Genomic DNA, 10,956 nt, shown 5'->3' with positions numbered 1-10,956 from the left:
CCCCACAACCGGCCAGACGCCGAGAACCTACTTTCAATAGTGATTAACGAACGCGACGCAGGTAGCCGTCCGGCGCCACGGTGATCAGCAGTTTGTTCTGCAACTGACGGTCGATTTCGAAGTCAGCGTTTTCTTCCAGGTATTTCCATACCGCGGTTTTCGGGTTGTCGCCCGGGCCCCATGGACGGTCCGGGAAGAAGTCGGCCGGCATGTCTTCAACCACGGTGTCCATGACCACGCAGTAGCTGTCCACCGACACCAGTGGTGCGTACAGGCGCAGCTCTTCGAGCACGTGATCGTGGGTGTGGTTGGAATCGAGGACCAGAATGACTTTCTTGCCTTCGGCGGCAGCGCGGACTTGCGCGGCGATGCCGGCGTCGATGCTCGAACCTTCAATCATCTTGATGCGCTTGCTCATCGGGTGGCTTTCGATGGCTTCGCGGTTGTGCGGGCGAATGTCGAGGTCAATGCCCAGCACTTCGCCGTGACCTTGCAGTTCCAGCAACGAGGCGTAGTAGATGATCGAACCGCCGTGAGCGATGCCGCATTCAATCACCAGGTCTGGTTTGACCTGCCAGATGATTTCCTGCATGGCCATCATGTCTTGCGGCAACTGGATGATCGGACGGCCCATCCACGAGAAGTGGTAGCTGTACTTGTGCTTGGCCGACTGATTGAAGAAATCCTGGGCCAGGCCGGTGAGTTTCTGGTCGTCGCCCTGAGCGGCGATTTGTTCTGCGCATTCGGCTTCGAAGGCTTTATTGATGGTGTTGTCAGTCATTTTTCTAATCTCAATAGTCACTGGAACGAAGCGCTGTCGACGGCGTGATAGACGTAGCGTCCACCGGTCATCCGCTTGATCTCTTCGAGGTAGTTGGAATTCATTACAAACAGGTTGGCGCCTTCGGGCAGTGCATCCATGGCCTCTTGCGGTGAGGAAACCCGCGCGCCACTGAGGGGCAGATACCGGCCCTGTTTGGCCGGGTTGATATCCACCACGCGGTCCACCGCCACGCCGGCCCGTTGCAGGAACAGCGAATAGATCACGCCTTTGGATGACGCGCCCCAGATCGCCGAACCTTGCTGCGGCGCGCCTTGAACAATCTGCACCGCACGCTCAAGGCTCGCGGTGAAACCGTCAGGCAGGTCCAGGCGTGGCACCGGTTGTTCCGGGGTCAGGCGCAAGGTTGCAAGGTCTGCAACGATGTACAGGTACTGGCCACCGAAAAGATGGCCGGCCTCGTGCACGGTGCCGAACATCCGGCGCAGGTCATCGAGGCGGAAATAATTGACGTGCTCGTAGAACAGGTCGAACCAGGCTTTGTGCTCCAGGATCCAGTCGAAGCACGGCACTTCGATGTAGATCTGCCCGCCCTGATTGGCGTCGGCGATCTCGGCGAGGAAACTCACCGGGTCCTGAATGTGTTCCAGTACATGGCGCAGCACGATGGCGTCCGCCGCCAGACCGAGGCCACGGGTGAACGGAGCCTTGATCACGTCGGCGTTGCTGCCTTCATAGGCCGGGTCGATGCCGGTGATGGCGTAGCCCAGGCCTTTGAGCAGTTCAAGGAAGTAGCCCTTGCCGCAACCGACTTCGATCAGTTCCCGGCCTTTGAAGTGGCGGGCAATGATGCCCTCGACATCGTTCAAGTGCTTCTGGAACTGGCCCGAATGCGCCTGCTCGTTCTGATAGTCGGCGTCGTAGCTGAGCTTGTTGGCGTTAAAGGCCTGATTGAAGATCAACCCGCTCTTTTCGTCCTGCACCAGCAGCATGTCGGCGCTGGCCGAAGCCCTGGCTGACGCGGGGTCGGCGAAGGTGCGGTTTTGCAACACCGGCAGGTCGGCGACCCGATACAACTCATGCCTCATGCTCTGCTCCCAGTAGCTGTTGCAAACGGTCCGTCACGCCCCAGAACGCCATCGGTTCGTGAGTCGGGTATGGGTAATGACCGAGGTTCAACCGGATCGATGAACCACGCGCCTGTAGCCGTTGCTCAACCAGCGCCCGCACCGAAATCGGCTGGCCGCTGGCGCAATTGATTACGCCATCGAATTTGCGCTGTTGCAGGATCGCGGCGAGGTAACCGGCAGCGGTTTCAATCGCCAGGTAATCACGCAACTGCTCGCCGGCCGACATGTTGAAACGCTCGTCACCGGCATCGATTGCCCGGTCCAGTGCCGCCAGCAAACTGTTGGGGTTTTGCCCCTCGCCATGCAGGTAAAACAACCGAGCCCATTGCAGGGTGAACGGTTGAGCCTGCTGCAGGTTTTGCAAAAACACACGCAGCGTATTTTTTGCCAACCCGTAAGGGTTGCTGGGTTGCGGTGCGGTTTGCTCGCTGAGCGGGCCGCTTTGCAGGCCGTATTCGAAACACGTTCCGGTGACCAATACTTGCGAGATCCCCGCCTCCACCGCGCCCTTGATGAACCGGTAATCGGCCATCAGGTTGTGCTCGAAGTGAAACAGCGCCTGATAGTTCGGCAAGCCCGGCCACGCCAGATGCACCAGCGCATCGACGCCATCGGTCAGTGCCTGGATGTTCAGTGTCGGGGCGTGAATATCCGCCGCAATGAACTCCACCGCATTGATCCACGACATATCCGCAGCGGTCTCGGCGTTGCGCGCCACGGCGCGGACTTCGCAGCCACGAGCAAGCAAGGCCTGGACCACATGGCGGCCGACAAACCCGGTGGCACCGGTCACGAGCACTTTCACAGGACGGTCAACTCAGGCACGGCGATGACAAAACGGCCATCCCACTGGCGCACCTGCGCCAGTTGCTGACTGACTTCGTGCAGCAGGTTCCACGGCAGCACCAGGACGTAATCGGGCTTTTCAAGATCGATCTGCGCCGGCGACACAATCGGAATGCGGCTGCCCGGCAAGTACTTGCCCTGCTTGTGCGGGTTGGCATCGGCCACCCACGCCAGCAAGTCAGGTTTGACCCCGGCGTAATTGAGCAAGGTGTTGCCCTTGGCGGCGGCGCCATAACCGACCACACGCTTGCCGTCGGCCTTGGCCTGCAACAGGAAGCGCAGCAGTTCGTGCTTGATGCGTTCAGCGGCGGGCGCGAGGGTCGCGTAGTACTCGGCGGTTTTCACCCCGGCGGTGAGTTCGGCTTGCAGTTGCTGTGCAACCGCTGGCTGCACGTCGCGACGCACGCCATCGGCACGCTGGACGAAAACCCGCAGCGACCCGCCATGGGTCGACAACTGACTGACGTCGAACACGTGCAGACCGTTGCGCTCGCACAAGGTCTGCACGGCCGTCAGTGACAAGTAGGAATAGTGTTCGTGATAGAGCGTGTCGAACTGCTGGCCGGCCATCAGCGTCAGCAGTTGCGGAAACTCGAACGTCGCCACACCGGTCGGCTTGAGCAGGGTCGCAAAGCCGCCAAGAAAATCATTGATGTCCGGGACATGGGCCAACACGTTGTTGGCGGCCATCAGGTCGGCGGACCAGCCTTCGCTGACCAGCTGCGATGCGGTGTCGCGACCGAAGAACAGTTCACGAATTTCCAGGCCTTTTTCCCGCGCCGCTTGCGCGGTACTGCGGGTCGGCTCAACGCCCAGGCACGGGATGCCGCGACCGGCGACGTACTGCAACAGGTAACCGTCGTTGGCGGCGATCTCCACCACGCGGCTGTCCGCCGTCAGGCCGAAGCGCTCAGTCATCTCGGCGACGTAACGCTCGGCATGGGCCAGCCAGGTTGTGGAGAACGAACTGAAGTAGGCGTACTCAGCATCGAACAGGCTGTCGGCGCTGGTGTAATCCTCGGTCTGCACCAGCCAGCATTGCTGACAGACCGCGACCTTGAGCGGCACCCATTGCTCGGCTTGCTCAAGTTGATCGGCACGCACGTAAGCGTTTGACGGCGGCGAGGTGCCGAGGTCGATCAGCGGCAAGGCCAGGGAAGTCCCGCAACCACGGCAGTTCATACACGCACTCCAGCGAAGTGTTCATCGAGCAAGAGATGGCTGGAATCCCGGGCCGACAGATTATTGACAGGCAACGGCCAGGTTATCGCCAGCCGTGGATCGTTCACACTCAAACCACCCTCATGCGCAGGCGTGTAATCGGCGCTGTGCAGGTAGAGCAATTCGGCATCGTCAGTCAGGGTCTGGAAGCCGTGGGCGAAACCGGCCGGGATCAGCAAGCTGCGTCCGTCGCCGGCACGCAAGTGCTCGGCATGCCAGTGCAGGAAGGTCGCGGAATCAGGGCGCAAATCCACCGCCACGTCCCAGACTTCGCCACGCAGGCAGGTGATCAGCTTGGCTTCCGGCGCACTCGCATTTTGAAAATGCAGGCCTCGCACACTGCCCCGCTCGCGGGTGCAGGAATGGTTGATCTGACGGATATGAAACGGCTGGCCGAAGGCGCTCAGGCTGCCTTCGCAGAACAGGCGCGCGAAGTGCCCGCGCTCATCCTCGAAGCGTTTGTGCTGCACGCTGAACAGACCGGCCAGCGGCAATGGCTTTAACAGAAACTCGCTCACAACGCGCCCCGATACAGGTTTAACTGAGCCAGGGTGATGGCGCGCATGTCGTCGCCGTTTTGCCAGGCCAGGTGCCAGTCCAGCGTGTGGGTCAGGCACTGCTGCAACGACCAGCGCGGTTGCCAGGCCAACAGTTGACGTGCGCGGCTGCTGTCCAGGCGCAGCAGGCCCGCCTCATGCAATTCACTCGGTTCGATGCGCAAGCCACGGGCTTGCGGCCAGCGGTCGGCGAGCAATTCGACGACTTCGCCGACGCTGCACATGTCCGTTTCACTCGGGCCGAAGTTCCACGCACCGGCAAACTTGGGGCCATTTTCGTAGAGGCCGGCCGCCAGTTGCAGGTAACCGGCCAGCGGCTCCAGCGCGTGCTGCCACGGGCGCACGGCTTGCGGGTAGCGCAGGGTCACCGGTTCGTCAGCGGACCAGGCCTTGAGCACATCGGGAATCAAACGCTCCGGTGCAAAATCACCACCGCCCAACACGTTGCCGGCACGGGCCGTGGCCAGGGCCAGACCATGCTCGGCATATTTTTCAGCCGGGAAGAACGAAGCCGCGTAAGACTGCGCCAGCAACTCGCAGCAGGCTTTGCTACTGCTGTAAGGGTCATGCCCGCCCAGCGCTTCGTTTTCGCGGTACGGCCACACCCATTCCTGATTGGCGTAGACCTTGTCGGTGGTCACCAGCACGCAGGCGCGCACACCGCCAACCTGACGGATCGCTTCGAGCAGATTGAGCGTGCCCATGACGTTGCTGGAGTACGTTCCCAGCGGATCACGATAACCTTCGCGCACCAGCGGCTGGGCCGCCAGGTGCAGGACGATTTCCGGTTGGGTCTCGGCGATCAGCTCCAGCAACGCGCCCAAGTCGCGCAAGTCGCCGCGCTGATCGTTGATGCCTTCGTGCACGCGCGCCAGTTCAAACAGGCTGGGCTCGGTGGACGGGTCCAGCGAAAACCCGCTGACCTCGGCACCCAGGCTTTGCAGCCACAACGTCAGCCAACTGCCCTTGAAGCCGGTATGGCCGGTCAGCAGAACCCGCTTGCCGCGCCAGAAGTCCTGGCTCAGTCCCATTGCTTCCATGGGGCCTCCCCGCTCTGCCACAGATGCTCGAGGTGGTTTTTGTCGCGCAGGGTGTCCATCGGATGCCAGAAGCCATCGTGCTGGAACGCTTGCAACTGTTGTTCGTTGGCCAGCGCGGCCAAGGGCTCGGCTTCCCAGGAGGTTTGATCGTCGGCGATGTACGGCAGCACTTTGGGCGACAGCACGAAGAAGCCGCCGTTGATCCAGCCACCGTCACCGCGCGGTTTTTCAATGAAGCCCTTGACGCTGTCACCGTCACGCTCCAGGGCGCCGTAGCGTCCCGGTGGCTGCACGGCGGTCACGGTCGCGAGCTTGCCGTGGGTCAGGTGGAAGTCCACCAAAGCGCCAATGTTCAGGTCCGAGACACCATCGCCGTAGGTGAAGCAGAACGCTTGCTCGCCTTCCAGGTAACGGGCGGCACGACGCAGGCGGCCACCGGTCATGGTGTCTTCGCCGGTGTCGATCAGGGTCACGCGCCACGGTTCGCTGTAGTTCTGGTGAACGTCCATGCGGTTGTTGCACATGTCGAAGGTGACGTCGGAGGTGTGCAGGAAGTAGTTGGCGAAGAAGTCCTTGATCGCGTAGCCCTTGTAGCCAAGGCAAATCACGAAGTCATGAATCCCGTGGGCGGAGTACTGTTTCATGATGTGCCAAAGAATTGGCTTGCCGCCGATTTCGATCATTGGCTTGGGCTTGAGGTGCGACTCTTCGCTGATCCGCGTACCGAGACCACCCGCCAGAATTACTGCCTTCATCGCTGTCCTCTTGCTCTTCACGCGGCTTGGCCACCCCCGCAAGGGTTGGCGAACCGTCAGATGCACATCATTAACCCGCAGCCACTGGGGCCTTCACGCCTTTGAGGTGAAGGATTTATGGCGATATACGGGGGACTTGCAGGAAGTGAGCCAATTGCTTGGGGTGGGCGACTGATGGAGGGGGTGAAGGTTTGTAGTTGGAGGTGAACTTGGGATTGGGCACATATCCGTTGTTTTGGTTACGGCTGCTGGCGGTTTCGCTCTTACAGCGAGTCACTTTGGAAAAGCCCAAAGTAACCAAAGGCTTTTGCCCCTCCATTCGGTGCCTCGCCTAGGCTCGGCATGCCCTCACTCCGGCATTGCTCCGGGGGCCCGCCGCCATCGGCCATCCATGGCCGGGGGCGGCTACCGCGGCATCCTTGCCGCGGTGCCCCCTACGCAACGCCTGCGTTCGGCCTCTGGGAAAGGGGCAAAAGATCAAAAGCAAAAGCAAAAGCAAAAGCAAAAGCAACGGCAACGGCAACGGCAACGGCAACGGCAACGGCAACGGCAACGGCAAAATCAAAAGCTTCGCGAGCAGGCTCACTTGCACACAGAGATGCGTGCTCTGAGCTCAGGCCGGCCCATAGGCCGCCTCGCTTTTGATTTTGATCTGCTTTTGATCTTTCGCCCCTTCGGCAGGCCGAGCGTAGGTGTTCATCAGGGGGTTAGGCGCGTAGCGCCGTGCGGCGAAGCCGCACACATCGAGAGGAGGTCGTCGCGAAGCAGACCGTAGGCGATGCCCCCTGATGGATACCGGAGCGAGGGAACACTGAGCCTTAGCGAAGTGCCGTACGCCGGGGCGAAGCCTTTTGCTTACTTTTCGGCGTCTGGAAAAGTGAGTCGCTGTAAGAGCGAAACCATAAGCCGCCGTTACCGAAGAAACGGATATTCACTCAGACCAAAGCGCACACACGAAGCCTTTGATTTTGATCCGCCCCCCACGGACCGAACGCAGAAAATCAGTCTGGCAACCACCCCCACAACCAATGCTGAAGATTATCCCCCCGCAACATGAAGTCCCGATGCACCGCCTCACGCAATTGATCACCCATGCGATAACTGGCATCCGGATCAGCCAGATGCATGCGAATCGCCTGCAACCACTCATCGGTGCTATTGCTCAAAATCTTGGTGCACGGCAAGAAACCGTCATAAGCACGGGTATCCGTGCAAATCACCGGATAACCGCACGCGCCATATTCCAACAACCGCAGGTTACTTTTGCAATCGTTGAAGATATGGAACTCCAGCGGCGCCAGTGCCAGATCGAGATTCAGGCTCGCCAGTTTGTACGGGTAGTTTTGTAGATCGATGGTGCCATAAAACTCATGAACGTACGGGCGCAAGGCGTCCGGGCACATGCCGAAGAACACCCACTCCACTTCATCGGCCAGCTCGCGGACCACCTCGGCAATGATTTCCAGATCACCGGTGTGGCTGGTGCCGCCACCCCAGCCAACCCGTGGTTTTTTCGACGTGCGGCGTTGACTGGTCAGCGTCGCCCACGGCTCGGGTGGCAGCATGTTAGGCACCACGCGAATTTCACTGTGCATACTCGACAGGGCATCCGCCAGCGCCTGGGTAGTCACCACCACGCGGTCGCATTGGGCAATGCCCTCACGCAGCAACTGCTCGGTGTTGACCGGCTTGTTGCGCGCATGAGTGTTCTTTTTCGGCGTGCTGACGATGTAGTCGTCCAGCTCGAAAATTCGCAAGGCGTTGGAGAATTTCTTCATGCGCAGAATGTCTGCCGCCGAGCCTTCCCCGTAGCGCCCCTGCAAAACAATAGTGTCAGGCGACAGGCGCTCGATTTCCACGGTCGATGGCGACTCGTAGGCCACACGTGAAATGACTCGCCCAGCCGACTCAAGTGCCGCCAGGGGTGCTGTCACGCGGTAATACCCGATCGCCGACTCGTTGACCGGCAACCCGAGAATCACCGGCAGGTCGCGATGGCAGAACGGATTCCAGTTATTGCGCAGCGAAGGCTCCAGACTGAAGCTCGACACACCGAGTGTCAGCGCCGGATTGTAGGCCGGATCGCGAGATATTTTCGGCAACCACTTTTGGTAGAAAATTTCCTGTTCAAGTACCAGCGCCTGCACATCGCCCGGCGACGCAGCTGGCGGGGCATCCTCCCCAATCACGACGCTCGCAAAAGGCGTCCAGACGATCAAGTAGCCGTTTTTATCCGCCTTGAGGCACAGATCAGTTGCGCCGAGTTCCAGATTGAATTCGGCGTCATCCAACTGACCCAGGCTGTCGAACACTTCTTTACGCACCATCAGGCAATCACTGCTGACCGCGCTCCAGTTCTGCACTACTTGCAGACGCTGCATGTAGCCACGCGCACTGACATGTTCGCCAAGGAACGGCGAGGTGGCGGGTCCGGCCAGCCCCAGAATCAAACCGGCGGAGACAATCGCACCGCTGGGGTTCATCAGGCGCGCGCCGACCACGCCGACTTCCGGACGCTGGGCGTGGTTGAGCAGTTCGGCGAGCCAGTCGCCGGCGCAAATCACACTGCGCGGGTTGAGCGTCAGCAGATACTCGCCACGCGCCTGGCTGGCTGCGAAGTTGACCAGGGACGCTTCACCGGTACGACCGTCAAAAGGCAGCACTCGCAACATCGCGGCGCCCAGCTGAGACATCGCGCCCAGCCAATCGGCCATCGCCGAATCGCCGCGCCCTTCATCGACAATCAGGATTTCGTATTCGGCGTACGTAGTCTGCTCGATCAGGCTTTCCGTGCAGCGTTGCAAGGCGGACAGCGAGGCGCCCGCCGCAATGATGATCGAGACCACAGGTCGGTGAGTGTGCAGGTAATCGATGCGTTTTAGCAGCGGCAACTCTTGATCGCGAATCCGGTGTTCGAGACCGATGCGGGTCAGGTGCGCGCTGACCAGCGCCTCACTGCCTTCGATCACTTCAGGCAACGACAGCCAATCGGCGTAGGTCTGTGTCGACTCCACCTGAATCTCGCTGATGTGCTCAATGGTGTGCAACCCGGCCTCTTCCACCAGCCGCCAGAGCAAATCATGCGGCGCCAATTCGCCATGAGCCGAATCGAAACCGCCCACCGCCAAAAAGCGCTGGCGCTCAAACGCCAGGGTGCGCCCGACGTATGGGTAGGAACGCATCAGGTCGAGATTGAAGCCTGGCTTGAACACTGGCTCCACGGACTCCCCTTCCACCAACGCGCCTTCGTCACTGTAGGCGCAGAGCATGCCCGGCGTACCGGCAATGCGTTCCGCGAGCACCACCAGTGACGACTCACGCAACGTGTCGCCGGCGCGCAGCAAGTAGAACCAGTGCGCGCCTTCCAGCTGCGGTATCACAGCATTGAGCTGGCGCGACCAATTTGCCTCAAGCGGCAATGGCAGCACGTTATCGGCGGCATCGAATGGCGTGTTGGACAACACCACGATGGCTTGCGGTGCGTAGAGTTGAGTGGCGAGGCTGTCCAGCGTGGCTTTCAGCGCAACGCCATCCGACTCGGTGTCGATGATGATTGGCACCAGGTTCGGACGCACAGCCCAGCGGCTGATTGTTTGCGGCATGTGCCGCGTTTCCGCCGAGGTAAATCGGCGGCTTGCCAGCCATTCGCGATAGAACTCGGCATAGCTGTCGCTCTGCCCGCCGACTCGGCCGTTGACCACGGTGTTGCGACCGCCCAGCACGCGTACCACGCACAACTCTTCCCACTGACGAGGCTCATCAGCAGCCTTGTTTAAATCAACCATGCGCACCCAACCCGAGGCCGGTGCCGACTCCCCCCCTCGCGAGGTGAGCATTTGAATCAACCATTCCAGTTCCTGAGCGCCGGCGCGGACCATTTCCGACGTCTTGCTCAGACGTTCCGGGTACATACGCTCGGTGCTCATTACCGTGTTGAGCGCCGCCATATTGCCGCGTCGCAGCAGGCACACGAATAAAGCGAAATCGAGCATCGCGACAAAACCGGTGCCTTCCTGGACCAGCGCAGGCAACACTTCCAGCACATCGGCACGGCGCATCAGGGTCGAGCTGAAGTTGCCGATGAAATTCTTCGTCGTGTTCTCGAAAATGGCCAACATGTCATCGCCCTTGAGCAACGCATCACCATACGTGAAACGGCAGTTATCGAGCCGCGGCGGCAGGATGAAGTTACCGGCATCGCTCAACATGCGCAGACCGCAAACGAGGTTGACCTCGGGATGATCGATCAGTACCCGGGCCTGCAACTCGATGCTCGGCGCAAACAGACGGTCGTCGTCGCACAGCACTTTGATGAACTCGCCTCGAGCTTCCTTGACGCAGCGCAATACGTTCTTTTGCAGGCCCAGACGCTTTGGGTTGCGCAAGTAACGAACGGTGTGTGCAGGGTCGGCAAACGACTCGACGATGCGCTGAATCTCGGCGGAGGACGAATCGTCACAAATGACGATTTCAACGTTCTCGTAAGTTTGAGCAAGCGAGCTTTCCAGCGCCTGACTGAAGAAGCGCGGGTTGAAGGCAGGGATGACGATACTGACTAGAGGGCGTTGATTCACGACAGAACTCTCGAGCGGCGAGCCTCTGCCCTTTCAGGCAGAGGCTGCGGAA

General features: G+C 60.3%; 8 protein-coding genes. All 8 read right to left on the bottom strand.

The annotated features are described in order from the left end of the window. Positions 1-43 precede the first annotated feature (43 nt). Complete coding sequence (locus LOY55_RS07555) at positions 44-781, bottom strand: cephalosporin hydroxylase family protein (RefSeq protein ID WP_007948882.1); 738 nt, start codon at positions 779-781, stop codon at positions 44-46. Positions 782-798: 17 nt separating this feature from the next. After that, positions 799-1,869, bottom strand: coding sequence for a class I SAM-dependent methyltransferase (locus tag LOY55_RS07550; protein ID WP_223522577.1), 1,071 nt, complete (start codon positions 1,867-1,869; stop codon positions 799-801). Beyond that, the gene (locus LOY55_RS07545) at positions 1,859-2,716 is read right to left on the bottom strand and encodes an NAD(P)-dependent oxidoreductase (RefSeq protein ID WP_223522576.1); all 858 of its coding nucleotides are present in this window, start codon (positions 2,714-2,716) and stop codon (positions 1,859-1,861) included. The genes LOY55_RS07550 and LOY55_RS07545 overlap by 11 nt, the downstream gene beginning before the upstream one ends. Next, the gene (locus LOY55_RS07540) at positions 2,713-3,939 is read right to left on the bottom strand and encodes a class I SAM-dependent methyltransferase (protein WP_046032807.1); all 1,227 of its coding nucleotides are present in this window, start codon (positions 3,937-3,939) and stop codon (positions 2,713-2,715) included. The genes LOY55_RS07545 and LOY55_RS07540 overlap by 4 nt, the downstream gene beginning before the upstream one ends. Further along, positions 3,936-4,496 carry a dTDP-4-dehydrorhamnose 3,5-epimerase family protein gene (locus LOY55_RS07535; protein WP_109786394.1) on the bottom strand — a complete coding sequence of 187 codons (561 nt, stop codon included), beginning with the start codon at positions 4,494-4,496 and terminating at the stop codon, positions 3,936-3,938. Before LOY55_RS07535 ends, LOY55_RS07540 begins: the two co-directional genes overlap by 4 nt. Continuing rightward, the gene (gene rfbG, locus LOY55_RS07530; RefSeq protein WP_223522575.1) at positions 4,493-5,575 is read right to left on the bottom strand and encodes a CDP-glucose 4,6-dehydratase; all 1,083 of its coding nucleotides are present in this window, start codon (positions 5,573-5,575) and stop codon (positions 4,493-4,495) included. The genes LOY55_RS07535 and rfbG overlap by 4 nt, the downstream gene beginning before the upstream one ends. Further along, a complete protein-coding gene (rfbF, locus tag LOY55_RS07525) occupies positions 5,557-6,330 on the bottom strand; it encodes a glucose-1-phosphate cytidylyltransferase (protein WP_046032804.1) in 774 nt (257 codons plus the stop codon). The genes rfbG and rfbF overlap by 19 nt, the downstream gene beginning before the upstream one ends. Positions 6,331-7,331: 1,001 nt before the next feature. Next, positions 7,332-10,904 (bottom strand): glycosyltransferase, encoded by a 3,573-nt coding sequence (locus LOY55_RS07520; protein WP_258667843.1) that lies wholly within the window; start codon positions 10,902-10,904, stop codon positions 7,332-7,334. Positions 10,905-10,956: the final 52 nt, after the last annotated feature.

It is taken from the genome of Pseudomonas sp. B21-040 (assembly GCF_024748695.1).
Classification (GTDB): Bacteria; Pseudomonadota; Gammaproteobacteria; order Pseudomonadales; family Pseudomonadaceae; genus Aquipseudomonas.
This window is presented reverse-complemented; position numbering and strand designations above follow the sequence as displayed.

What these genes read in the sequence shown, in the direction of transcription:
- rfbG (WP_223522575.1), bottom strand. Translation starts at nt 5,575, where the DNA reads ATGGAAGCAATGGGACTGAGCCAGGACTTCTGGCGCGGCAAGCGGGTT.
- rfbF (WP_046032804.1), bottom strand. Translation starts at nt 6,330, where the DNA reads ATGAAGGCAGTAATTCTGGCGGGTGGTCTCGGTACGCGGATCAGCGAA.
- LOY55_RS07550 (WP_223522577.1), bottom strand. Translation starts at nt 1,869, where the DNA reads ATGAGGCATGAGTTGTATCGGGTCGCCGACCTGCCGGTGTTGCAAAAC.
- LOY55_RS07555 (WP_007948882.1), bottom strand. Translation starts at nt 781, where the DNA reads ATGACTGACAACACCATCAATAAAGCCTTCGAAGCCGAATGCGCAGAA.
- LOY55_RS07540 (WP_046032807.1), bottom strand. Translation starts at nt 3,939, where the DNA reads ATGAACTGCCGTGGTTGCGGGACTTCCCTGGCCTTGCCGCTGATCGAC.